Below are 24,479 nucleotides of genomic sequence, written 5' to 3' on the forward strand. Positions count from 1 at the left end.
CGGCCTCCCCGCACCCGATCCGTGGTGCAGGCGCGAAGCCCGCCGCTGAGTAGTTCCAGTAGGCCCACCGGGGCGAGCCATCGGTTCCACTTCTACTGCTTGTGGCTGTGCACCTCCGCTGAGGCCCGGCCGGGAAGCGGTTCGTTGCTCAGCTCCCACCAGTAGGGCTGGCGCTGCCGGTTGCCGGTCACCCGCTCGTTGAGCGTCGCGGCGTCGTACAGGCGACCGCCAAGCATGACTTGCGCCACGCGCTCAGTGTTGCGGATGTTGTCGAGCGGATTGGCGTCGAGCACGACCAGGTCCGCCAGCTTGCCAACCTCGAGCGAGCCCAGGTCGCGGTTGAGGCCCAGCGTGCGGGACGGGTTCACTGTCGCGGCCTGCAGCGCCTGAAGCGGAGTCCAGCCACCCTTTACGAAGCTCCACATCTCCCAATGCGCGCCGATGCCGTCCTGCTGGCCGTGCGCACCGATGCTCACCTGGATGCCGCGATCAGCGAGCTTGCGGGCCTCACGAGCCGACCAGGTGTCTGAGTAATCTTCTTCCGGGGCGATCTCACGCCGAGCGTTGGCCGCCGCCAGAGTTCCGGGCGGGATGTGCGCCTTGAGCAGTGGCTGCTCGTACACGTTGGTGTGCGAACGCCAGTAAGGATCGCCCGCCGGACCGCCGTAGGTGACCACTAGCGTCGGCGTGTAGTTGGTCTTGGTTTGAGACCACATCTGGAGCACGTCATTGTAGAAGGTGCTGCCCGGGACGTTGTGCTCGATCGTGGCGTTGCCGTCCTGGATCAGGCTCATGTCCATGTTGAACAGCGAGCCGCCCTCCGGAACTACCAGCATACCTTCCGCCTGAGCGGCGGCGACGACCATCTGCCGCTGCTCGCGCCGGGGCTGATTGTAATTCTTGACGCTCCATGCCCCTTGCGCCTTCAGGCGGCGCACGTGGGCTAGCGCATCGTCGAACTTGCCGACGTCAGCGAACGCACCCGCCGCCTTGGCGCCGTAGATGATCTCGCCCGTGGAGAAGATGCGGGGGGCAAGGATCAGGCCGGCTCGCTGCATTTCGGACGCGGCGAAGACTTCCGAAGCACGGTTCGACGGGTCGTGAATGGTGGTCGTGCCCAGCGCCAGGTTTGCCATGGTCGACCAGTTCTGTTGCGGCACGAAGCCGTTCTCGCCCTGCGGGCCGTGCGCGTGAGCGTCGATGAACCCAGGAACGATCGTCTTTCCACCGACGTCCACGGTCGGGGTTCCGGCCGGCACGGGCACCTCGGCGCGCGTGCCAACGGCAGCGATCCGGTCTCCGCGAATCAGAATGACGCCATCCTCGATGATGCCACCGTCATCTCCGCGCATGGTGATGATGCGGGCGCCGGTCAGCGCGACCGCTCCGGCAGGCTTGCTGGCGCGGACAGTCTGGGACAAGCTCAGTGCGCTCGCGGGCGCCTTGTAGCTCCCGGCATATTGGTTGCGGGTATCGGCCGTATAAAGGGAGGGACCGATGCTCCAATGCACGCGCGCGCCGCCCTGCGAGAAGTGGATGAAGTCACCGCCACCCGTGCTGAGGCGCACCGCCGGAAGCGCGCCCTTGTCGGTCGCTGCCGTGACGTCCTGCGCGCCCGGAAGGAGCGGCATCAGGAAGGCTTCGTAATTCTCGCGAAAGGCGACGGAGTGACCGTCAGGCGAGACTTCGAAGTCGCTGGTGAGGTCGCCGGACGCATGGACCCGGCGGCGCTCACCGGTCAGGTCCATGCTGACCAGCTGAAGCTTGTCGTCGGCTTGCACCGTCGCGAACAGCCGGTCGTTGGCGGAGCCGAACTGCGGGTTACTGGCATCACGCCGGACGAGTTGAGGCGCGCCCCCGTTCGTGGCCACGATGTAGACGCCGGAGTCACGTCCCCACTTGTCCGAAGTTACGCCGCCGCCCGACCGCGCCTCGAAGGCAATGGTGCGGCCGTCCGGTGAAAAGCGGGGCAAGGAATAGTGACCGGGCTCACTGGTGACCGCACGCGCGCTTCCGCCCCGAGCCGGCGTGGCCATGATGCGTCCCAAACCAGCATCGGTCCAGCTGACGAAGGCGATGGAGCGGCCGTCACGAGACCAGCTCGGCCAAGCTTCAAACGAGGCTTGCTGGCCGCGCGTCAGCCGGCGGGCCTCCCCGCCAGGCGCGGGCTTAACCCATAGCTTGCCGAGGCTTTCAAATACGACCGACCGACCGTCAGGCGACACCTGCGCCCAGCGCACCATCTTCGTCTGGAAGCTGTCGGGGGCGACATCCACTGTCGGGTGCAGTGACTCGGCCACAACCCGGTCATCGGCCACCCGGAAAGGGATGTCGCGCGGCGCCCCGCCGCTCACCGGCACTCGGCGGAGCTTGCCGCCCGCCCACAGCACGACCTCACGACTGTCGGCTGTCCAATCCATGTTCGGGTAGACGCCGGTGACCGCCCAGGTCTCCTGCATGTCCTGGTCCGGCAGGTCGTAGACCTTGCGCTCGTTGCCGCTGGCAAGGTCGCGTACATAAAGCTTCGACTTGGCACGTTCCCGGCGGACAAACGCGAGATACTTGCCGTCTGGCGAAGGTGTCGGGCGAACGGCGCCGCCGTTGCCGGCGGTCACACGATGGGTTTCACCCGTATCCAGCTCATAGCGTTCGATCGCAAACAGCTCGCCATTGGAATCCTGCGCGTACTGGAAGACGCCCCCGGGCGTGATGTTGCGCGTGAAATAAACGCTCTGGCCGTCGGCGGCGAAGATCGGCTCGCCCAATTCTTTCTGGTGCTTCTCGTTCACTCGCTTGACCAGCTGCACGCCGGTTCCGCCATCGACATGGTACAGCCACACTTCCCCGGTGCCGAGCGAGCGGGTGGTCGTGAAATGCTTCTTAGCCACGATGTAGCGGCCGTCCGGGCTCCAGCTGGGCTGGTTCAGGAGCCGGAAGTCCTCCTTTGTCAGCTGCCGCTTGTTGGAGCCGTCGGCGTTCATGATCCAGATGTTGTCCCCGCCGCCACGGTCCGACACAAACGCGATCCGAGTGCCATCTGGGGACCAGCGCGGCTGCTGCTCGTAGGAGAGCCCTTCGGCGATACGGGTCGGGGTGCCGCCGTTGATCGGCATGATGTAGACGTCGCCGAGCATGTCGAACGCAACGCGCGATCCATCGGGCGAGACGTCGACGTTCATCCACGTGCCCTCGTCCGTGTCGATGCGGACCTTGCGGAGGGTCAGCCCCCGCGGATACTCGACGTTCCACTTGGGTGCGGCGGGGCTGGCGCTTGCAGGGCTTTGCGGCGTCTGGGGCGCGAGGTGCTCACTTGCCGCTTGGCTTGGGGAGGTTCGAGTCTCGCTCTGCTCCTGCGCATGGGCGAGCGACGTCGAGGCAAGCAGGAGACAACTGAGGATTGAGCCGCGGATCATCTGAAGACCTTGAGAAGGAGCGAAGCTAGCCCACGCTGGCGCGACGTAACGAAGTTGGCAAGACTGGCTTGGCTGTGCCGATCCGATCTTCACCCTTTGCCGAACCTCGGAACGCACGCTTTCAAGAATCCGGCCGCTTACCGGGATCATCTTCGGTTGGGCCACCTGTCTGTTTGAAAGCAGATGGTCTGCTTTCGGCCAGCTCTTGCCTCCATCTAGTTGCGCTCGCGCACGGCGCTAAAGATGATCCCCGGCCAGTCCTGCTGAAAGCGTCCGAACTCCCAAGCGTTGCGAGCTAGCAGGACGGGCACCTCGTCTTGATCGTCAGCCATGTTGGAGCGAAGCGTTTCCGTCAGTCTCTTGAGCAGCGCCGGATCATCTGAACGAACCCAGCGCGCCACTTCGTAGGGTGACGGTTCGAAATCGAGGCTGACTCCATACTCCTGCTCAAGCCGGGTCTGCAGGACATCGAGCTGCAGCTCGCCAATAACCCCGACGATCCATTGCGAGCCAATCAGGGGCTTGAACAGGCGGATCACGCCTTCCTCGGCGAGATCAGACAATCCCCGGCGCATTTGCTTCACCTTCATTGGATCGCCCAACCGCACTCGCCGCAAGATCTCTGGTGCGAAGTCGGGCAGCCCGGTGAAGGTCACGTCGCCTCGTTCCGTTAGCGTATCGCCCACGCGGAGAATGCCGTGGTTCGGTATGCCGACGATGTCGCCGGCGACCGCTCCGTGCGCAAGCTCACGGTCCCGTGCGAAGAATGTGATTGGGTTGTGCAGAGCCATGGGTTTGCCCTGCCGGGTGTTCAGCACCTTCATGCCACGCTGGAGCTTTCCGGAGCAGATCCTAACGAAGGCGACCCGGTCCCTGTGGTTGGGATCCATGTTCGCCTGCACCTTAAACACAAAGCCGGTGAGCCGCGGCTCGTCGGGTGTCACTGGCGCGGGCCTGGCCGGTTGTGCCTGCGGCGGCGGTCCATCATCGGCGAGTATGTCGAGGAGTTGCTCGACTCCGAAAGCCTTCAGCGCGCTGCCGAAGATCACGGGTGTGAGGTCGCCTTGCTGGAAGGCAGCGAGATCGAAGGCAGGATAGGATGCTACGGCCAGGCCGCCGTCTTCGCGCAGACTCTCGACCGCCGGTGCCGGGATGACCTCGGCAATGGCTGGATCATCGATACCGCTGGTATCGAACCATCGCCCTGGCACGACACCATCGCTACGGTCGGCGACCAGCAGCTGAGCCCGCCGCAGATCATAGAGGCCGTGGAATAGACCACCGATGCCGGTTGGCCAATTCTGCGGACTGACATCAAGTTGAAGGACTTCGGCGATCTCGTCGAGGAGCGTGAATGGACTCAGTCCTTCCCGATCCACTTTGTTGATGAAGGTGATGATGGGAACGTTGCGCAGTCGGCATACCTCGAACAGCTTGCGGGTCTGCGGCTCGATGCCTTTTGCGGCGTCGATCACCATGATCGCGCAATCAACTGCTGTCAGGGTTCGGTAGGTATCTTCGGAGAAGTCCTGGTGCCCAGGTGTGTCCAGGAGATTGAAGAGGATGTTCGACCGCTGAAACGTCATGACAGAGCTGGTCACTGAGATGCCGCGCTGCTGCTCGATCTTCATCCAGTCGGACCGAGCTCGGCGGCGATCACCACGCGCCTTCACCTCTCCAGCTTCGTGGACTGCTCCGGCGGCTTGCAGCAGGCTCTCGGTAAGCGTGGTCTTGCCGGCGTCGGGATGCGAGATGATGGCGAATGTTCGCCGCTCCAGCTCGCTGAACGACGTTGAATTTGAAGTTGGATGGTCGGTGCTCGCGCGAACGGCCTCGCCGACCGGGGGATTTTCGAGACTCAACATGGACTCCTGACCGACGGGAACTTGCGCCGGGTGATTCTTCGGCTCCCGCTTAGAGCAAGGCCGCACTTACGCGAAGCGCTCGATCGGGTTAGCGCCCGAGGCCTGACTGCTGGCAATGTCTGAGTTTTAGCGGATTACGCCACAAGCGGACGATCCTCTGTCGGCCAAAGCCGTCGTAGGGGCGACCGGCTTATGTCCGGGTATCCGCCCCTTGCTGATCTCCGAGGGAAGACAGCCTAGTTACGGACCGGTGGTGAACATTCGAAAGTCGAAGCGCCTGGCTTACTGGTTAAGACATGCTCCCGACGCTGCCGGTCTGCAGCTCGACGCGGCCGGATGGGCGCCGACTGGCGTAATCCTGGAAGCGCTCGCCGCCCAGCGGTTGCCGACTACCTATGCCGAACTCGAAGCGCTCGTTAACGAGAACGATAAGCAGCGGTTCGAATTGTCGGAGGATGGCAACCGCATCCGTGCTCGGCAGGGCCACTCGATCACGGTCGAGGGAGACTGGCCTGTTGCCTCGCCACCCAAGTTACTCTTCCACGGAACGACCGAGAAGTTCCTGCCCGCGATCCTAGAGGACGGCTTGCTGCCCGGCGCAAGGCACCACGTCCACTTGTCCCCAACAGTCCAGACCGCGCGAGCCGTGGGCGCCCGTAAGGGCCGTGCTGTCATCCTCGAAATCGCAGCCCGCAGGATGACGGCTGAGGGTTTCGAGTTCCGCATGTCCAGCAATGGCGTGTGGCTGGCCGACCATGTTCCTGCGGCCTACCTTGTGTTGCTCCCCTGAAGAAGGCCGACGTCCGCTTTCAAACCACTCCGGACATTAGCTCGCCGACTGCTGTGTATTCTGCCGACCTTTCCGGCCTCCTGATGGAGCAGCGCATTGACAGGGGCTTTGCCGCGCTTGGCCAGTTGATTACGCACTCCGTTAACGCCCGGGTTCTTCGGAAAAAGCGTTTCTTGTCGTGCCGGCTGCTGAAGCCATTCCCGCCGACATCTCGGCCGCCATAAAAGATCTGAACTTCATAGTCGCAAGGTTTGCCGCAAAGGCTGTCGGCAGCAAAACTCAGGTCATGGTATCAAGCTAAGTGTCGCTCCACGATGACAACATGATCGATCAGGTAAGTGCCTGCGGGAACATGATCCTGGCTGAAAGCGGATACGCTCACGCGGCCCAAGCAACTTATGGCCAAAATCTGCTAAAAGCCTGACGTTCGGATCTCAAGAGAGGAGTGGGCAACAACGTCATCCAACCAGATATTTGGGGCGATCGATCGCGAAACCGTTCATGTCCGCACCGGACCGCTGGTGCATCTTCGCTGAGACCAAGCGTTAGGCTGAGCGTGCCAGCGAAGTGCCTGAAAAGATTGGTGACCCCTACGGGACTCGAACCCGTGTTTTCGCCGTGAGAGGGCGACGTCCTAGACCGCTAGACGAAGGGGCCAGCGCGGCGGCGAGGCGGGGCATATGGCGGGGCTTGGCGGCTTCGTCAATCATGCGCGCAGCCGGACGGCGTCGCGGTGCCGTGCAGGCAGCCAGAGAGCGATCGACTGCACGATGCGCCCGGCCGCATGGCCATCGCCGTACGGCAGGGACGGGGTCGCCATGGACGCATAATGGTCGGGGTCGTCGAGCAGCCGCTTGACCTCCGTCACGATGAGCTGCGTCTCGCGCCCGAGGAGCTTCATGTTTCCGGAAGCGATGCCTTCCGGACGTTCGGTCTTAGACCTGAGAACCAGCAGCGGAACACCAAGCGCGGGCGCCTCCTCCTGCACGCCGCCCGAGTCACTCAGGATGACGCTGGCCTGCAGCATGGCCTGGATCATGCCGGGGTAGTCGAGCGGTGGGAGCAGCCGGACACGGGTATTTCCGGCCAGCAGGTCGCGCATGACGCTGGCCTGCTGCGGGTTGGGGTGTAGCACCACGTCGATGCCCAGCCATGGCGAACGGGCGAGTTCGAGAAGCGCCAGCGCGATCGGCAGGAAGGCAGTGCCCCAGTTCTCGCGTCGGTGGCAGGTAACCAGCAGGCGCGGCAGCCCGCCCGCGCGAGGTCGCCGCAGCGGCAGGTCGCCGACTTGTCGGCGCAGGGCATCGATGCCGGTATTTCCGGTGATGTGAATGGTTCCGGGTACCCCTTCCGCGCGCAGGTTGGCGGCGCTGGTCTCGGTCGGCGCGAACAGCAGCTCGGCGCCCGCATCGATGGTGACCCGATTGTCCTCCTCGGGCCAGGGCAGGGCGGGATCGAAGGTCCGCAGGCCCGCTTCGACATGCGCGACGGGCACGCCGGTGCGAAAGCCGGCGAGGGCACCGCCAAGGGCGCTTGCCGTGTCGCCCTGGACGATCACCAGGGCCGGGCGCACCGCGTTGAGTTCCCGACCAATCGCTGCCGCGAGCGCATCGGCATAGGCGTGCGGATCGGCGCCCGCCTTGCGGTGCAGCTGCCGGGTCGGCAGGTCGCCGAGCCCGAGTGCGGTAAGGTCAAGCCGCGGATGCTGGCCGGTCAGCAGCAGCTGCGGGTGGAGGCCGGCCTGTTCCAGCGCCAGCGTCACTGGCGCAAGCTTGATGGCTTCCGGCCGAGTGCCGACAACGATGGTTAAGGGCGCAACGAACACCGGGCATGCTCCCCCCGAGAGCGATCCGGCACCAGCCAGCGTGGAGCCAAAGGTTGCGCGTGGCAACTGGTGATTACCGGTGGAACGGCTATACCTGCCGCGGGGCAGTTCGGACGGGGGTAAGCGATGCATTCGGGCAACGGTGGGCGGTCATGCTGATCGCGCACATCACGGATCTCCACATCGGCTTCGACCGCGGCAATCCGCATGAACTCAACGTGCGCCGATTGAACATGGTGGTCGACCAGATCCGCGAACTGCGGCCCCGGCCGGACCTGCTGATCGTGTCGGGCGACTTGGTCGAGCATTCCGACGACCCGCACGCCTACGATCACGCCCATGCCCTCGTCGGGCGGTTCGAAGGGCCGACGCTGTTCGCAGTCGGCAATCACGATGGGCGGGCGGCGTTCTCGGCGGAGCTGCCGCAGGTGCCGCGCGATCCGAACGGGTTTGTTCAATATGAGGTAGAGCATGGTGGCGTGCGGTTCATCGTGCTCGATACACTGGACGAGGGGCGGCACGGCGGTGCCTTCTGCGAGGCCCGCGCGGGCTGGCTGGCGGAGCGGCTGGCGGAGCGGACTGACCAGCCGACCCTGCTGATGCTGCACCACCCCCCGCTGGATACCGGCATTCCGTGGATGAGTGCGCTGCCAGGCGAGGCGTGGGTGGAGCGGCTGCGGGCGGTCGTGGAGCCAGCGCGGCAGGTCAGGGCCATGCTGTGCGGCCATGTTCACCGGCCGATCGCCGCCACCTTCGCCGGCAAGCCGCTGGTTGTCGCGCCGTCAACGGCGCCGCAGATCGCGCTGGATCTAGAAGACGTCGACCCGACCTACCCCGACGGGCGGGCGCTGATCATCGCCGATCCGCCAGCCTATGCCCTGCACAATTGGGATGGCGAGCGGCTGCTGACCCACTTCGAGGTGGCCGGTCCGCGCCACGTGCTGGCGACCTATAACAGCAACCTGCAGCCGATGATGCGCGCGTTTCTGAAGGAACGCGGGACCGGCTAGCCCTTAGCGGAAGTTGTCGGCGTAGGCCTGAAGCTTGAGCTTCACCGGCGGGGCGGGGACGATGTGGTAGTCGAGCCCGTGCTTTTCCGCATAGGCGATCGCCGCTTCCTTGGTGTGAAAGGCCAAGCGGACCTGGGTGCGGGTGTCGGCGGCGCCGACCCAGCCGGTCAGCGGGTCGTGCGCCTGCGGCCGCGCGCTTTCGAATTCCAGCGTCCACTTGCCGGCCTTGGCCCGGCCGGACTGAGTGGTCTTGCGTTCGGTCTCGAGAATGCGCGCGGTAGCCATGGGGCGGGAGGTGGCGGATGGCGCTGGGGAAATCAAGCGCTCGCCCGCTTGGTGCGCAGCGTTGGTGGGGCGGCGGCTGGGTCGTCGGGCCAGGGGTGGCGGGGATAGCGGCCGCGCATCTCCTTGGCGACGTCGCGCCAGCTGCCGGCCCAGAAGCTGGGCAGGTCGCGGCTGGTCTGGATCGGGCGGCCAGCCGGCGAGGTGATGGCGAGGGTCAGCGGCACTCGGCCGCCGGCGAGCATAGGATGCTGGGCAAGGCCGAACAGCGCCTGGGCGCGGACCTCGACCATCGGGCCGCCGGGCGCAAGGTAATCGATGGCATGGCGGCTGCCGGCGGGGGAGCCAAAGTCGGGCGGGGCCAAGCGGTCGACGGTGCGAGCGGCTTCGTACCCCAGCAGGTTGTCGAGTGCCTGGCGGAGCGCGCCCAGGTCGATGTCGCGCAGGCGGCGCTTGCCCGCGACCAACGGCGGCAGCCACTCGTCGAGGCGGTCGAGCAGGGCCTGGTCGTCGAGCGATGGAATGGCCGGATCGTGCTCGCGGGCGAAGGCGGCGCGGGCGCGGAGCTGGCGGGCGCCGTCCGTCCAAGGCAGCAGGTCGAGCCCGTAGGTGCGGACCCCCTCGACCAATGCGGCCTCGATCGCGGCTGGGTCGGGCTTGGGGTCGGGACCGGTCGACAGGCGGATACTGCCGAGCCGGCGCGAACGGGTCGGGGTGACTGCCCCGGTGGCAGGGTCGAAGGCGCCGTCGTGGCCGGTAACGATGCGGTCGGCGAAAAACGTTAGTGTGTCCACTTCGTCCACTTCAACCGCGGCGAGGATCCGGGCGCCCGCCGCCGCGCCGGCGACTTCGGCCACGGCCAGCCATTCGGCGCGGGCGAGCGAGGAGGCGGGGTCGAGCCGGAAGCCGCGACCGCCGACAGACTGCCAGCGCTGGCCGGAAGGATCGCGGCGGCGGGCGACGCGATCGGGGAAGGCGAGGGCAACGGCTAGCGCGAGGTTAGAACCGGTTGGTTCAAGCGCCCCGCGACTGCGGCCTTCGGCCTCCGCTCGGGACGAGCGGACCTGTTGGGTCCACCTCTTGGCAAGACCGCGTGCCGCCTCAGCACGCGGCGAGCGATCGCTGCGCCAGCGTCGCCAGCGCAGTTCGAGGTCGGCGTCGGTGCCGCCGAGGCCGCGTTCGGTGAGGAGGACGGCGGCTTCGGCGGCGACCTGCGGGAAGCCGCGTGCGGCGGCTTCGAGAAGCATGTGGGCGAGGCGGGGTTCGAGCGGTAGCCGGGCGACCGCGCGGCCATGGGCGGTGACCCGGCCCTCGGCGTCGATTGCGCCGATGGCGGTCAGGCGGCGACGCGCCTCGTCCAGCGCGGCGGCCGGCGGGTGGTCGAGGAAGGGCAGCCGGCTGGGGTCGTTCTCGCCCCATAGCAGGCAGGTCAGGAGGAGGCTCGACAGGTCGGCTTCGAGGATCTCGGGCGGGTCGTGAGCCGGGAGGGCCGCGGTCGCCGCTTCCTCCCACAGGCGGAGGGCGACGCCGGGCCGCTGGCGGGCAGCGCGGCCGGCGCGCTGGGTGGCGGCGGCGCGGCTGGCCCGCTCGGTGACCAGGCGGGTGAGGCCGGCGCCGCGGTCATAGCGCGGGCGGCGGGCGAGGCCGCTGTCGACCACGATCGCGACATCCTCCAGCGTGACACTGGTCTCGGCGATGCTGGTGGCGAGGACCAGCTTGCGGGTGCCGGATGCGGGCGCAGCGAGCGCGGCGCGCTGATCGCGTGGGTCGACGCCGCCGTGGAGGCGATGGAGGACGACGTCCGGCGGCAGGGACCCGAGCGCGTCGGCGGTGCGCTCGATCTCCGCCACGCCGGGGAGGAAGGCGAGCAGCGAGCCGGGGTGCTCGGCGAGTGCGCGGCGACAGGCGGCGGCGACCTGCGGTTCGATCCGGCCGGCGGGATCGCGGCCGAGGTGACGGAGGGTGAGCGGGAAGCTCTTGCCCTCGCTCTCGATGCGCGGCGGGTCACCGAGCAGCCGGGCGAAGCGCTCGCCATCGAGGGTCGCGGACATGGCGAGGATGCGCAGATCATCGCGCAGGGCGGCGGCGGCGTCGAGGGTCAGAGCGAGCGCCAGGTCGTTGTCGAGGCTGCGCTCATGCACCTCGTCGAACAGCACGGCGGAGATCCCGGCGAGTTCCGGGTCGGCCTGAATGCGAGCAAGGAACACGCCATGCGTCATGACGACCACACGGGTCGCCTGGCCCGTGCGGCTGTCCAGACGGGTCTGATAGCCGATCGTGCCGCCGGGCTGCTCGCTCAGCTGGCGCGACATAAACTCGGCGGCGGCGCGAGCAGCGAGGCGGCGCGGGACCAGCAGCAGGACCTGGCCGTCGCACCAGGGCTGGCCAAGCAGGGCGGGGGCGACGCTGGTGGTCTTCCCAGCGCCTGGGGGCGCGATCAGCAGGGCGCGGGTGTTGTCGCGCAGGGCGACGAGCAGGTCGGGCAGGACGGCGTGGATCGGCAGCGCGGGCCCGGTCATCGGGCGGGTCGCGCTGTGCGGAAGGCGACAAAGGAGACACCTAAACGCCTACAGTCCGCGGACCCGGTTAAGTCAGGAATGGTCATCATTGAGACATTAGCCGGACGAACTGGCGCGGGCACCCGGCGGCTATGTCAGATCGGGGCCGTGTAGGACAAATTTATGTCGGCCTGACCTCACCGAAGAGGGCCCGACAGCAACGGGCAGGCGTTGGGCAGCGATGAGTGAGCGTGGCGTATTCCGGGAAGCCCTTATTTTCCTTGTGTTTCTGATCGTGTTGGCAGTGGTCCTGGCGATGTTCGAATAGCCGGCCCGTACGCCAGGCGAGCGCATCAGCCCGTGCCAGATTGGCGCGAAGCCGGCCGTTCCTGAGTGTGGCGGACAAGCCCGAGCAACCTAACCGAGTGGAAAAACCCCTCTGTTGACGCCCGGTGAACGCCAACTCTTATGCGAACGCGTTTGCGCACTGCTATGCGCCACGGCCTTGCTGTCTGCCTGCCAGTCCGAAGGCGGTGTCGCCACGTCGGTGGTGCAGGGTGGCGACGAGACCATGGGCACACACGACGGCTGAACCTGGCTGAAGGCTCCGGCGTCCGATTGCGGGCGCCGAGCTGCCGGTCAGTTACGGCTGGGGCAGCCGCTGGCGCCGATAATGGAGCCGGTGTCGTTGTCGGCGTGGCAGGTGGTTTTCTTGGTCTTGGCGGTCTTGGGCTGGGCCTTTTGGGCAGGAGCCGCGGTGGCGGCGGTCTGCTCGGTGGCGGCGGTCTGGGCGCAGGCGGACAGGAGAGCGGCCGAGGCCACCAGGGCTGCAAACGCTGCGCTACGAACCATGCTTCACTCCCGAACCTTGCCGTTGAATGGCGCGTTTCCAAGCAGAAGAGTCGGGATTTCGCAACCGGCGGTGAGCGCGCGGCCGCCGCCTATTCGACGAACGGCGGAAGCGCGGTTCACCTTGGCCGAGGCTTATTCGTCCTCGTCGCCGCCGTCCTCGTCCTTCAGCGAGGCCATGTCGATCACGTAGCGAAAGCGGACGTCGCCCTTTTCGACCTTTTTCATCGCCTGGTTGATCTGCTGAATGGGGATGATCTCGATTTCCGGCGCGATGCCGTGCTCGGCGCAGAAGTCGATCACCTCCTGCGTCTCCCTGATGGAGCCGATCAGCGAGCCGGATACGGAGCGGCGGTGGAAGGCAACGGCCTGGTTGTCGACCGGCGCCATCGGCTCCAACGCACCGACGATGACCAGCGACTTGTCGCGCTTCAGCAGGGCAACGAAGGCGTTGATGTCGTGCTTCTCGGGCACGGTCGACAGGATGAAATCGAACGTACCGGGGGTGGTGGCGAGCTCCTCGGCCTTGCTCGTGACCTCCTTCTCGATGGTGACGTGGGTCGCCCCGAGCGCTTCGGCATCGGCCTTCTTTTCGGGCGAGGTGGTGAAGACGGTGACCTCGGCGCCAAGCGCCTTCGCCAGCTTCACGGCCATGTGGCCGAGGCCGCCCAAGCCGACCACGCCGACCTTGTCGCCCTTCTTCACGCCCCAATGGCGCATGGGCGAGAAGGTGGTGACACCGGCGCACAGGATGGGCGCGGCCTCCTCCGGTTTGAGCTTGTCGGGGATGCGGATGGCGAAGTCCTCGCGGACGTTCAGCAGGTTCGCATAGCCGCCATAGGTGTTGTCGCGGCCGTAGATGTTCTCACCGGTGGGCGCCTTCTTGGCCGGGATCATCGGGCCGTTGTAGGTCGCGAGCCAGCTGTTCGGGCCTTCGCAGTAATTCTCGTCGCCTTCGCGGCAGGGTGCGCAGGACTGGCAGCTGTCGATCATGCAGCCGACCCCAACCAGGTCGCCGACCTTGAACTTGCCCCCGTCAGCCGCCTTGGTGACGCGGCCGACGACCTCGTGGCCGGGCATGCAGGGGTAGACCGTGTTGCTCCACTCGTTCTTCACCTGGTGAATGTCGGAGTGGCAGACGCCGCAATAGAGCACCTCGAGCTGGAGCTCGTGGGGCTTGGGCTCGTCGCGCTGGAAGCGGAGCGGCTTCAGGCGGCTGAAACTGTGCTTGGCGGCGTAACCGATTGCGTCGACCATGAGTGGGGCTCGCTTGTGCTTGGGGGATGAAATCCCAAGCAAGCAGGGCGCCGATCGTTCCTACGTCGGTTAGCCTAGCTTGGCGGCCTCGTTCACTTCGCGCTGTTGCTGGGCGCGGCGCATGCGGAGCGCCATGGCGTCCCACGCATCGGCGGCCGTGGCATTGCGCTGGCGAACGTTCTCGAGGGTGGCGGAGTCGGCATCGCGGCGGCATTCGGCGGCGCGCTCGGTGTAGAATTGGAGGGTCGACATTCGCGGGGGACTCCTTGGCGCCAGCAGGAAAACGCCCGCCCGACGGATGTCGGACGGGCGGAAAAGCGTCAGGCGGACTGCAAGTTCACTGCGCTGTTGCGGCCGTCGCGGCCGGACTGGAGCTCGTATTGGACGCGCTGCTCCTTATCGAGCGAGCGCATACCCGCCGCCTCCACCGCCGTGATGTGGACAAAGGCGTCGCCGCTGTTGTCATCCGGCTGGATGAAGCCATAGCCCTTATCGGCGTTGAAGAATTTGACGGTTCCGGTGATCATGTATTCGTTCCTTCTCGTAAGCGCACCGAAGTGCCGGCACGCCTGCTACAAGCGGCGAAGAGAGAGGAAAGAAGGAGCCGCAAAGCACCAAAAGACCGTCAACTTGCGACTGATAGCCAACCCCATATGGGGGTTCGTTACGTGTTTGTAAGGGGCACCCCTAATAAGCGCGCGCGACGGCGAAGGCGACGGCTTCGGACAGGGCGGCCTTCGCCTTGCCGCTGGGAAAAGGGGCGAGCGCATCGAGCGCGCGGCGGGCGTAAAGGCGGGCGCGCTCCAGCGTGTCGCCGATCGCGTCGGTCGAGCGGAGCAGGGCAATGGCATGGGCGAGGTCGTCGTCCGCAACCCGGTCGCCGCTGACCGCTTCCTTCCAGAACCGCCGGTCGGCCTCGCCACCGCGGGCGTAGGCGAGAATTATCGGCAAGGTCATCTTGCCCTCCCGGAAGTCGTCCCCAAGGCTCTTGCCGGACGTGCCTTCGTCGCTGGTGTAGTCGATGGCGTCGTCGACCAGCTGGAAGGCGATGCCGAGGTTGCGGCCGAAGGCCTCCAGCGCCAGCTCCGCGTCCTCGCCGGCTTCGGCGACAACCGGCGCGATGCGGCAGGCGGCGGCGAACAGGGCCGCGGTCTTTGCCTCGATGATGTGGAGGTAGGTGTCCTCGCCGGTCGCGATCTGGCGCTGGGCGGTAAGCTGCGCCACTTCGCCTTCCGCGATGACGGCGCTGGCGTGGCTGAGGATCTTCAGCACCTTCAAGGAACCGTCCTCGACCATCAGCTCGAACGAGCGGGAGAAGAGGAAGTCGCCGACCAGGACGCTGGCGGGGTTGCCCCAAATGATGTTGGCCGTGCGCTTGCCGCGGCGCATGCCGCTCATGTCGACCACGTCGTCATGGAGCAGGGTGGCGGTGTGGATGAATTCCACCGCGGCGGCGAGCTTGTGGTGGCGGGTGCCGGGGTAGTCACACAATGCGGCGGACGCGCAGGTCAGCATGGGCCGCATCCGCTTGCCCCCGCCGGCGATCAGGTGGCCGGCGAGCTCGGGAATGAGCGGGACCTCCGACTGCATGCGGGCGAGGATCACCTGGTTCACCGCATTCATGTCGGCGGCGGTGAGGGCGATCAGCGGCTCGAGGGTGGGCGCGCGGTCAGGGTGCAGCTGGTGGACGGAAGCGGTCACGGGTGCGCGGGTAGAAGGGGATTGGGGCGAGGGCAAGGCGGGCGGATCAGCCCAGCGGAAGGCTGAGGCGAGCGAGCAGGCCGCCGAGGTCTTCGCTCTCCTCCAGGCTGACGGTGCCGCCGTAGATTTCCGCGACATCGCGGACGATGGCGAGGCCGAGGCCGGTGCCGGGCTTGCCGGTGGTATCGAGCCGCTTACCCCGGGTGAACAGCTCGCTGCGCTGCGCCTCGGGGATGCCGGGGCCGTCGTCCTCGACCAGGATGTCGACGGTGGACTCGCGTCGTTCCACGGTGACGAACACGCGGCCGTGGCCGTATTTCGCGGCGTTCTCGACCAGGTTGCCGAGCATCTCGTCGAGGTCCTGGCGCTCAACCCGGGCGCTGGCGGTCTTGTCGCCGGCAATATCGACCGTGACTTCCTCGTACATCCGGTCGACCGCGCGCTGCACCGCCTGCAGGCTTTCCCAAACGCGGGCGCGGGCCTGAGCGGAGGCGCGCCGGCCGATGGCGCGGGCGCGGGCGAGATGGTGGTCGACCTGCCGCCGCATGGTGGTCGCCTCGCGGCAGACGGTATCCGACAGGTCGGGGTCCCTGGCGGTGGCGGCGTTGGTGATGACGGTGAGCGGGGTCTTCAGCGCATGGGCGAGGTTGCCGGCGTGGCGGCGGGCTTCCTCGGCCTGTTCCTCCGAATGGGCGAGCAGCTGGTTGATCTCTTCGGTAAGGGGCCGGATCTCGTCCGGGAAGGCTTGGGGGACGCGGGTCCGGTTGCCGGAACGGATCGCCGCCACGGCCTGGCGCACGCGGCGCAGCGGCCACAGGCCGTAAACCGTCTGCAGCGCGGCGAGCACCACCAGGCCCAGGCCGAGCACGGCGAAGCTCCAGATCAGGGTGTTGCGCAGCTCGCGGATCTGGGCGTCGAGGCCCTCGCGGCTCTGTGCCACCTGGAACCGCCAGCGGATGGCGGAGCCGGGCAGGATCACGTCGCGCTCGACGATGCGTAGCGGCTCGCCCTCGAATTCCTGGCTGTCATAGAAATGCGGGCGGACGTGGAAGTAGTTGTCGTCGATCCGCAGCCGCCGGTCCCACAGCGAGCGGGACGGATAGCAGAGCGGCGATTCCGCCTGCTGCCGGCAATGGTTTGCGGGGACGTCCGTGATCTGGAAGTAGAGGCCGGAATAAGTCTCGATGAAGCGCTGGTCGGCGGGCGGCCGGTTGAACCGCACCTCGCCCTCGGGCCCGATCTCGGACGCGGCGATCATCGCGTTGACGACATATTCGAGCTGGGAATCGAAGTTGCGCACCAGGCTGCCGGTCAGCACGCGGTCGAGCGCGAAGCCGCCGGCGAACAGCAGGATGGAAATCCAGATCGTGGCGACCACGATCATGCGCTGGGTCAGCGAGCCCGTGCCGCGCGTTCGGCGCGGGCGGGCTGCGGAACCTGCAGAGCCCGCGGCGGCGATGCCGGGGCCGGTCACTTTCACGCCGCCGGTTCCTCCAGGCTGTAGCCGAGGCCGCGGATGGTGGTGATCACGTCGGGACCAAGCTTCTTGCGGATGCGGGTGACGAACACCTCAATCGTATTGGAGTCGCGGTCGAAGTCCTGGTCATAGATATGCTCGATCAGCTCGGTGCGGCTGACCACCTTGCCCTTGTGGTGGAGCAGGTAGGAGAGAAGCTTGTACTCCTGCGCGGTGAGCTTCACCGGCTCGCCATCCTTGGTGACCTTGCCCGAGCGGGTGTCGAGGCGGATATCGCCGGCAATCAGTTCGGACGAGGCGTTGCCGCTGCTGCGACGAATGAGCGCGCGGAGGCGGGCGATCAGCTCCTCCGTCTGGAACGGCTTGGCGAGATAGTCGTCGGCGCCGGCGTCGAGCCCAGCTACCTTGTCCGACCAGCTGTCGCGCGCGGTCAGCACCAGCACGGGCATCTTGCGCCCCTCCTTGCGCCAGCGGTCGAGCACGGTCAGGCCGTCAACCTCGGGCAGGCCGAGGTCGAGCACGACCGCGTCGTAGCTTTCCGTGGTGCCGAGGTAGTGGCCGTCCTCGCCATCGGTCGCGAGGTCCACGGCATAGCCGGCGCCTTCCAGCGTGGAACGGAGCTGGCGGCCCAGGTTGGGTTCGTCCTCGACGATCAGCACGCGCATTTTGGTTTCGTCCTCTCGGGTCGTTCGCTTGCCCCGGTTAACCCGCGCCAAGCTGAACGGTTGCTTAGACGCAACGAACCGGAGTGGGGAGAGGGCGCTTGTCGGCGGCCGCGCGGCGCGTACAAGGGGCGGCATGTGGCGCCTGTTCCTCGCCCTGTCGCTCCTGCCGCTGACCGCGTGCAGCACCATTGCGCCTAAGGGGGTGATCACCCGGTCGACCCGCGACTGGCGGCAGGTGGCAACCGCGGCCGACCGGCAGCGGCTGCGCAACTGGCGAACGGTGTGGATCAACGCGCTGCGGCAGGCGGAGGCCGGTGGCCATGGTGCCGAGGTGCGCAGGGAAGGCGTGCTGCTGCAACCCGATGCGGCGCTGGGCGGGGCGGGCGTGGCGAACGGTGCTTACCGCTGCCGGCTGATCAAGCTGGGTTCGCGGGCCCAAGGGCTGCTGCCATTCGTCGCCTATCAGCCGTTCGCCTGCCGCGTGAAGCAAGAGCGCGACCTGCAAGGCTTCGCCAAGCTGAGCGGGTCGCAACGGCAGGTCGGGCTGATCTTCCCGGGCGACCAGCTGCGGCAGGTATTCCTGGGGACGCTGGTGCTGGGCGACGAGGCTCGAGCGATGCAGTACGGCGTCGACGATGCGCGCGACTTGGCTGGCTATGTCGAGCGGATCGGGCCGCAGCGCTGGCGGCTGGTGCTGCCCTCGCCGAGATACGAAAGCCTGGTCGACGTGCTGGAGCTGGTGCCCGCTTGAGCCACTGGACGGTTGCTGCCGGCAGGTTACAACCTTCGCATGAAAACGCTTCTCCTTACCGCCGCCGCGCTCGCGGCGCCGGCCTCCCCCGCCACGCTGCGCGAGAGCATCGCGGCGGACATGCCGCAGCTGATGACGCTGTACCGCGACCTCCATGCCAACCCCGAGCTGTCGATGCAGGAAGTGCGCTCGCCGGCGAAGCTGGCGGGGGAGCTGCGCAAGCTCGGGTTCAGGGTGACGGAGAAGGTCGGCAAGACCGGGGTGGTAGCGGTTCTCGCGAACGGGCCCGGCAAGACGGTGCTGATCCGCGCCGACATGGACGCACTGCCGGTGGTCGAGCAGACCGGACTGCCGTTCGCGTCCAAGGTGCGGGCGGTGGCGAACTCGGGCGTGGAGACGGGCGTGATGCACGCCTGCGGCCACGACACGCACATGACGGCGTTTCTTGGCACTGCGCGACGACTGGCGGCGAGCAAGGGGCAGTGGTCGGGCACGCTGGTGATGATCCTGCAGCCGGGCGAGGAGACCAGCGAAGGCGCCAAGGCGATGCTGGCCGACGGGCTGTTCACCCGCTTTCCAAAGCCCGACGTGGCGCTGGCCTTTCATGACAGCGCCACGCTGCCCGCGGGGGCGATCGGCGTGTCGCCGGGGTATGTCATGGCGAACGTCGACAGCGTCGACGTGCTGGTGAAGGGCGTCGGCAGCCATGGCGCAGCGCCGCAGAACGGGCGTGACCCGATCGTGCTGGCCAGCCGGATCGTCACCAGCCTGCAGACCTTGGTCAGCCGCGAGCGCAACCCGCTTGATCCGTCGGTGGTGACGGTGGGCAGCTTCCACGCGGGCGCGACCCACAACATCATCCCGGACGAGGCGAAGCTGCAGATCACGGTGCGCAGCTATACGCCCGAGGTGCGCAAGGCGCTGCTGGACGGCATTGCCCGGGTGGCGCGGGGAGAGGCGATCGCGGCGGGCATGCCGGAGGACAGGATGCCAGTGGTGACGGTGGAGGACCGCTCCACTCCGTCGACCATGAACACGGAGGCGATCACCGCACGGACCGCGCAGCTGTTCACGGCCCAGTTCGGGGCCGAGCGGGTGAAGACGGTGCCGCCGTCCATGGTCGGGGAAGATTTCGGCCGCTATCGCCTGACCGATCCCAGGATGGAGAGCCTGATCTTCTGGGTGGGCGGCGTGCCGCAGGCCAAGTGGGACGCGGCTGGTGGCGATCCGGCCAAGCTGCCCAGCCTCCACTCGCCGTTCTGGGCGCCCGATGCGGAGAAGGTGATCGGCACCGGCGTGGAGGCGATGACGGTCGCGGCGCTGGACGTGCTGAAGCGGAGCTGATCGCCTGCCGTTCACCCTTCCTTTGTAAATGTCCCCGACACTCTCCGACCATGTCGGTGGAGCTTACAACGTGACGGCGCTTCTCGCTTTCTGGAGCCATGCGCTCGCCGCGTGCCTGTTCGGTGCGCTGCTGATCTGGCAGTTGCGCGAGGGCGTGGGGGCGACGGTGCAGCGGCTGCTGCTCGGCGGGCTCCTGCTGACGCTGCTATGGGCTTGGCTCACCGCCATCGCGCCTTTGTCCGTGATCGCCGCGCATGCGGAGAGCGCGCGCAACCTGCTGTGGGTCGGCCTGCTGTATAGCCTATCAGCGGGCAGCCGCGGCGACGACCGGCAATTGCAGGGCGTGGGCTCGGTCTACGCCGCCGTCTCCGCCGTGCTGGCGCTGCAGTTCGTCACCGACCAGCTTGCAGCAGGGGCGAGCGGTGCCACCGCGACAGCGCTGGCGACCACCGCCATGTTGTTGCGCGGAACGGCGGCGGCGGGGGCGTTGGTGCTGGTGCACAATCTTTACGGGCAGGCGGCGCCGGCGAGCCGGTCGTCGATCCGGCTGGTCATGCTCGCACTCGCCTGGCTGTGGCTGTACGACCTGAACCTCTACACGCTGGCTTACTGGCAGGGTGGTGTGGCCGGTACGCTGTACGAAGGCCGCGGCGCCGCCGTGGCGCTGGCGGCGCCGCTGTTCGCCCTGGGCGGGCAGCAGATCGACGGCTGGCGCCTGAAGCTGTCGCGCGCCGCGACCTTCCAGTCGCTGGGGCTGGTGGCGCTCTGTTCCTACTTCGGCCTGATGGCCGTGCTCGCGACGGCGTTGCGCGGAACGGACTGGAGCTGGCTCAAGTCCGCCGCGCTGCTGCTGTTGGCCGGGATGACGGTGGCGGCGGTGGTGCTGCTGCCGTCCGCGCGGCTGCGCGGCTGGTTCAAGGTGACCGCCGCCAAGCACCTGTTCGAGCACCGCTATGATTATCGTGCCGAGTGGCTGCGGGTGGCGGACACATTGGGCCGCAGCGGTCCCGATGCGCCGCCGCTTACGGAGCGGGTGATCCGGGCACTAGCCGACATGGTCGACGCGCCAGCCGGATTGCTGCTCGCCCGCGACCACGGCGGCATCGGCTGGCAGGGCAGTTGGCGCTGGTCCGGGCGGCTACCGGAAGCAGGTGACGGCCCGGTGCTGGAGGCGCTGTGGTCGGCACTGGGCGAGACCGGCCGAGTGGTCGAACTCGACCCGACGGGCGCGGCGCGCGGTTCGGCGCGGGACCGGGCGGTGCCGCTGCCGCCGGAGTGGCTTGGGGACGAGCGCCTTTGGACGGGCGTGCCGCTGTTGCACGGGGAGCGGCTGGTTGGCCTGGTGCTGCTGGCGACGCCGGAGGTGCGCCGGCCACTCGATTGGGAGGATTTCGACGTGCTGCGGACGGCCGCGCGCCAGGCGGCTTCCACCTTGGCGGAGGCGCATGGGCAGCAGGCGCTGACCACCGCGCGGGCGTTCGAGGACTTTAACCGGCGGTTCGCCTTCATCCTGCACGACGTGAAGAACCTGGTCAGCCAACTGAGCCTGCTGACCCGCAACGCCGAGCGGCACGCTGACAATCCCGAGTTCCGGGCCGACATGATCGCCACGCTGAAGAGCTCGGCCGGCAAGATGAACGACCTACTCGCCCGGCTCGCCCCCGCGCCGTCGGCGGCAGCCCGCGAGGGTGCCGTGACCTTCGCGCTCCGCCCTGTGCTGGCAGCGGCGGTTGCGGGCAAGCGCGCGGCCCACGAAGTGCGCCTGCTGGGACCGACGGCGCTGCGCGTGCGCGGCGATCCGGGCGGCCTGGAGCAAGCGATCGCCCACCTGCTGCAGAATGCGGTCGACGCCAGCCCGGCGCACGAGCCGGTCACCGTGCATGTCGCCGAAGCCGGCGAGCGCGTGCGGATCGAGGTAATCGACCGCGGTGCCGGCATGGACCCGGAGTTCGTGCGCCAGCGCCTGTTCCAGCCGTTCGCCTCGACCAAGCCGGGCGGCTTCGGCATCGGCGCCTACGAGGCGCGCTCGCTGATCGAGGGCATGGGCGGGAGCCTGGCCGTGGACAGCCGCGTCGGCGGCGGCACCCGCTTCACCATCGATCTTACCGCCGCTCCTCACCGTGAAAGCGTACCCGCATGACTGACACCGCCGACCTTCCCGTGCTGCTCGTCGTGGAGGATGACGAGGGGCTGCAGCGGCAGCTTAAATGGGCTTATGACGGCTATCGCGTGGTCGCCGCTCACAACCGGGCGCAGGCGATCGAAGCGCTGCGGCTGCATGAGCCGGCGGTGGTGACGCTGGACCTGGGCCTGCCGCCGGATCCGGACGGCACCAGCGAGGGCTTCGCTTGCCTGGCCGAGATCCTCAGTCTGAAGGCGGACGCCAAGGTGATCGTCGCCTCGGGCCATGGCGCGCGGGAGAGTGCACTTCGGGCCATCGCGCTCGGCGCCTATGACTTCTATCGCAAGCCGGTAGACATCGACGAACTCGGCCTGATCGTCGCGCGGGCATTTCAGCTGCATGAGCTGGAAGCGGAGAACCGGCGCCTGGCTGAGGAGACAGGGGGCGGAACGGTGCTCGGCTCCATTGTCTCCGCGGCGCCAGAGATGCTGAGCGTCGCGCGCACGGTGGAGCGAGTCGCGCCGGCCGACGTGTCCGTTATGCTGCTGGGCGCGAGCGGTACAGGCAAGGAACTGCTCGCCCGCGCGGTGCACGAGAAGAGCCGGCGGGCAAACGGCAGCTTCGTCGCCATCAACTGCGCCGCGATCCCGGAGAACCTGTTGGAGGCCGAGCTGTTCGGCTACGAGCGCGGAGCCTTTACCGGGGCGGTCAAGACCACGCCAGGCAAGATCGAGCTGGCGCAGGGCGGGACCCTGTTCCTGGACGAGATTGGCGATGTGCCGCTGCCCTTGCAGGTCAAGCTGCTGCGCTTCCTCCAGGAGCGGGTGGTCGAGCGGATTGGCGGGCGCGCGCCGATCGCGGTGGACACGCGGATCGTCTGCGCGACGCACCAGGACGTTGACGCGATGGTGGCCGACGGGCGGTTCCGCGAGGATCTGTACTATCGGCTGGCCGAGATCGTGGTGCGGATCCCGAGCCTCAAGGAACGCTCAGGCGACGCGGTGCTGCTGGCGCGGCACTTCGTCGGTCGGTTTGCGCGCGAGCTCAACCCGGCAGTCACTTCGCTCGGCGACGACGCGGTGGCGGCTATCGAGGCGCACGGCTGGCCGGGCAACGTCCGGGAGCTCGAGAACCGGATCAAGCGGGCGGTGATCATGGCCGAGGGCAAGGCGCTAACGGCGGCCGATCTCGACCTGCGCTTACCGGGCGGGGCTGAGCCGGCGGCGATCAACCTGCGGGCGGCGCGCGAAGCGGCTGACCGACGAGCGATCCGCCAGGCGCTGGCGCGGACGGAGAACAACATTTCCGGCGCAGCCAAGCTGCTGGGGATCAGTCGGCCGACACTGTACGATCTGCTGAAGCAATATCAGCTGACCGCCTGAGCCCATCAGGCGACGAGGCGGATCGGCACGCGCTGGCCATCCAGGGTAGCCAGCACCGGCACGGGACGGACCTGCACGGCCTGCTCGAAGCCGCTGACGCGCAGGTACCAGGCGACGGCCTGCCAGATGCCGTACATGGCCGCCCAGGCGACCAGGCCGTCTGACAGGTAGTGCCAGCCCAGGTGCACGGACCCGATCAGGATCAGGCCGGCGAAGGTCCAGCCAAGCGCGGCCATCTTCCAGCCCAGGCGGCTGGCGGCCAGCGCGTAGAGGAAGGCGATGGCGTTGTGCATCGACGGCATGGCCGAGATGCCGAGCCCGAAGCCGAACTCGCGCTGCTGATAGGCATGCCAAAGCTCGTTCTGGAAATGTACGGCGCTGAGATTGTAGCCGGCCGCGTCGATGGCGTGGAGCCTGCTCATCAGCTCGACGTAATTGCCTGCGCTGCGGGTCCCGATGAGCGTCGCGAAGCAAGGCCCGGCGGAGCTGAAGAGAAAGGCGCCGACCACGCCGATCAGCACGAAGGCGCCGGCGAAGCTGAGGAAGAATTGCGCCCGCAGCAGCCGGGGGGCGGCGAAGGCCACGCACGGAACGACCAGGAACAACAGCGGCACCCAGGCAAGGTAAAGCCGGTCGAGGAAGACCGTCGCGAGCGGCGAGCCGAACACCGCATGCGTGAGCTGCCAGGGAGTCCAGCCGAAGCAGAGGGTCTGGCCCAGTTTGGCCCAAATGTCGTCCCAGCTGAATGGATTGTAGAGGGGGATCATCTGCTTGAGCGTGCCGAAGCCGCCCATCAGCAGTGGAAGCAGCAGCAGTGGGCCGAAGCTGGCCGCCGCATCGGCATGCGTGTTCAGCCGCTCGTTACAATAGGTGCGAAAGGCATGAAGCGGCCGTTGCTCGCCGCGGGCCAGCAGGATCACGCTGGCGATCGCTCCGCCTAAGGCTAGCAGCACTGGGGCCAGCAGCCATATCCGGCTGACGTACAGCAGGTAGATGTCGGCCGCCGGCACATGCGCGCCACGGCCGAGCGCAAAGGCGGCGCCGGTGACCACCGTGGTCAGTGCGAGCAGAATGGAGAGCCAGCCAAGCTCTGGCCAATGGCGTCCGCCGATCATCATTCCCGCGATTTCCCCGAAGGCCTTGCCGAGACCGCGGACAATGACCGAACAGGGTTAACAAACCGCTTGCGGCCGCTTGGCGCTTGCAGAGCCGTGGCGGTCGGCTAGGCTCCCGTGCTTGCTTGCCAGG

General features: G+C 67.3%; 19 protein-coding genes and 1 tRNA gene. 6 read left to right on the forward strand and 14 right to left on the reverse strand.

Annotation, left to right across the window (positions count from 1 at the left end; all coding sequences use genetic code 11):
- Nucleotides 1-92: 92 nt before the first annotated feature.
- Together OMW55_RS02595 and OMW55_RS02600 are read right to left on the reverse strand one after the other, a co-directional pair.
- The gene (locus OMW55_RS02595; RefSeq protein ID WP_264880590.1) at nucleotides 93-3,413 is read right to left on the reverse strand and encodes an amidohydrolase family protein; all 3,321 of its coding nucleotides are present in this window, start codon (nucleotides 3,411-3,413) and stop codon (nucleotides 93-95) included.
- Between the two features lie 215 nt (nucleotides 3,414-3,628).
- Nucleotides 3,629-5,278, reverse strand: a complete 1,650-nt coding sequence (locus OMW55_RS02600; RefSeq protein ID WP_264880592.1) for a peptide chain release factor 3 — start codon at nucleotides 5,276-5,278, stop codon at nucleotides 3,629-3,631.
- 253 nt (nucleotides 5,279-5,531) lie between these two features.
- Between OMW55_RS02600 and OMW55_RS02605 the strand changes: the two genes are divergently transcribed.
- Nucleotides 5,532-6,068: an RNA 2'-phosphotransferase gene (locus OMW55_RS02605; RefSeq protein ID WP_264880594.1), complete on the forward strand. Its 537-nt coding sequence runs from the start codon at nucleotides 5,532-5,534 to the stop codon at nucleotides 6,066-6,068.
- 581 nt (nucleotides 6,069-6,649) lie between these two features.
- Here the strand turns inward: OMW55_RS02605 and OMW55_RS02610 are convergent.
- Together OMW55_RS02610 and wecB are read right to left on the reverse strand one after the other, a co-directional pair.
- Nucleotides 6,650-6,725 (reverse strand) — tRNA-Glu (locus OMW55_RS02610).
- Between the two features lie 49 nt (nucleotides 6,726-6,774).
- Nucleotides 6,775-7,893: a non-hydrolyzing UDP-N-acetylglucosamine 2-epimerase gene (wecB, locus tag OMW55_RS02615; protein WP_264880596.1), complete on the reverse strand. Its 1,119-nt coding sequence runs from the start codon at nucleotides 7,891-7,893 to the stop codon at nucleotides 6,775-6,777.
- 59 nt (nucleotides 7,894-7,952) lie between these two features.
- On the opposite strand from wecB, the gene OMW55_RS02620 reads away from it, so the two are divergent.
- Entirely contained in the window at nucleotides 7,953-8,903 is a 951-nt protein-coding gene (locus tag OMW55_RS02620) for a phosphodiesterase (protein ID WP_264880598.1), read from the forward strand.
- Between the two features lie 3 nt (nucleotides 8,904-8,906).
- Here OMW55_RS02620 and OMW55_RS02625 read toward each other — a convergent pair whose 3' ends face one another.
- The 9 genes from OMW55_RS02625 to OMW55_RS02665 all read right to left on the reverse strand — a co-directional run bounded on the left by OMW55_RS02625 (nucleotide 8,907) and on the right by OMW55_RS02665 (nucleotide 17,632).
- Nucleotides 8,907-9,188, reverse strand: coding sequence for an ETC complex I subunit (locus tag OMW55_RS02625; RefSeq protein WP_264880599.1), 282 nt, complete (start codon nucleotides 9,186-9,188; stop codon nucleotides 8,907-8,909).
- Nucleotides 9,189-9,220: 32 nt separating this feature from the next.
- Nucleotides 9,221-11,704 (reverse strand): ATP-dependent helicase HrpB, encoded by a 2,484-nt coding sequence (gene hrpB, locus OMW55_RS02630; protein ID WP_264880600.1) that lies wholly within the window; start codon nucleotides 11,702-11,704, stop codon nucleotides 9,221-9,223.
- A 618-nt stretch (nucleotides 11,705-12,322) separates the two neighbouring features.
- Nucleotides 12,323-12,535, reverse strand: a complete 213-nt coding sequence (locus OMW55_RS02635) for a hypothetical protein (RefSeq protein WP_264880602.1) — start codon at nucleotides 12,533-12,535, stop codon at nucleotides 12,323-12,325.
- Between the two features lie 132 nt (nucleotides 12,536-12,667).
- The gene (locus OMW55_RS02640; RefSeq protein ID WP_264880604.1) at nucleotides 12,668-13,789 is read right to left on the reverse strand and encodes an NAD(P)-dependent alcohol dehydrogenase; all 1,122 of its coding nucleotides are present in this window, start codon (nucleotides 13,787-13,789) and stop codon (nucleotides 12,668-12,670) included.
- Nucleotides 13,790-13,858: 69 nt separating this feature from the next.
- A complete protein-coding gene (locus OMW55_RS02645; RefSeq protein WP_264880606.1) occupies nucleotides 13,859-14,041 on the reverse strand; it encodes a hypothetical protein in 183 nt (60 codons plus the stop codon).
- Nucleotides 14,042-14,109: 68 nt separating this feature from the next.
- Entirely contained in the window at nucleotides 14,110-14,316 is a 207-nt protein-coding gene (locus OMW55_RS02650; protein ID WP_264880608.1) for a cold-shock protein, read from the reverse strand.
- 160 nt (nucleotides 14,317-14,476) lie between these two features.
- Nucleotides 14,477-15,490 (reverse strand): polyprenyl synthetase family protein, encoded by a 1,014-nt coding sequence (locus tag OMW55_RS02655; RefSeq protein ID WP_264880610.1) that lies wholly within the window; start codon nucleotides 15,488-15,490, stop codon nucleotides 14,477-14,479.
- Between the two features lie 46 nt (nucleotides 15,491-15,536).
- Complete coding sequence (locus OMW55_RS02660; RefSeq protein WP_264881982.1) at nucleotides 15,537-16,874, reverse strand: sensor histidine kinase; 1,338 nt, start codon at nucleotides 16,872-16,874, stop codon at nucleotides 15,537-15,539.
- A 92-nt stretch (nucleotides 16,875-16,966) separates the two neighbouring features.
- Entirely contained in the window at nucleotides 16,967-17,632 is a 666-nt protein-coding gene (locus OMW55_RS02665; protein WP_264880612.1) for a response regulator transcription factor, read from the reverse strand.
- A gap of 133 nt (nucleotides 17,633-17,765) precedes the next feature.
- Between OMW55_RS02665 and OMW55_RS02670 the strand changes: the two genes are divergently transcribed.
- From OMW55_RS02670 to prsR, 4 genes are all read left to right on the forward strand, one after another.
- Nucleotides 17,766-18,383 (forward strand): DUF4893 domain-containing protein, encoded by a 618-nt coding sequence (locus OMW55_RS02670; protein WP_264880613.1) that lies wholly within the window; start codon nucleotides 17,766-17,768, stop codon nucleotides 18,381-18,383.
- A 39-nt stretch (nucleotides 18,384-18,422) separates the two neighbouring features.
- Nucleotides 18,423-19,727 (forward strand): amidohydrolase, encoded by a 1,305-nt coding sequence (locus OMW55_RS02675; RefSeq protein ID WP_264880614.1) that lies wholly within the window; start codon nucleotides 18,423-18,425, stop codon nucleotides 19,725-19,727.
- 70 nt (nucleotides 19,728-19,797) lie between these two features.
- On the forward strand, nucleotides 19,798-21,867 hold the full coding sequence (prsK, locus tag OMW55_RS02680) for an XrtA/PEP-CTERM system histidine kinase PrsK (RefSeq protein ID WP_264880615.1): 2,070 nt from the start codon (nucleotides 19,798-19,800) through the stop codon (nucleotides 21,865-21,867).
- Nucleotides 21,864-23,231 carry a PEP-CTERM-box response regulator transcription factor gene (gene prsR / locus OMW55_RS02685; protein ID WP_264880616.1) on the forward strand — a complete coding sequence of 456 codons (1,368 nt, stop codon included), beginning with the start codon at nucleotides 21,864-21,866 and terminating at the stop codon, nucleotides 23,229-23,231. Before prsK ends, prsR begins: the two co-directional genes overlap by 4 nt.
- A gap of 5 nt (nucleotides 23,232-23,236) precedes the next feature.
- On the opposite strand, the gene OMW55_RS02690 is transcribed toward prsR, so the two are convergent.
- Nucleotides 23,237-24,349 (reverse strand): phosphatase PAP2 family protein, encoded by a 1,113-nt coding sequence (locus OMW55_RS02690; RefSeq protein ID WP_264880618.1) that lies wholly within the window; start codon nucleotides 24,347-24,349, stop codon nucleotides 23,237-23,239.
- Nucleotides 24,350-24,479: the final 130 nt, after the last annotated feature.

Origin of the sequence: Sphingomonas arvum, from assembly GCF_026013565.1 — a bacterium.
Lineage (GTDB): Bacteria > Pseudomonadota > Alphaproteobacteria > Sphingomonadales > Sphingomonadaceae > Sphingomicrobium > Sphingomicrobium arvum.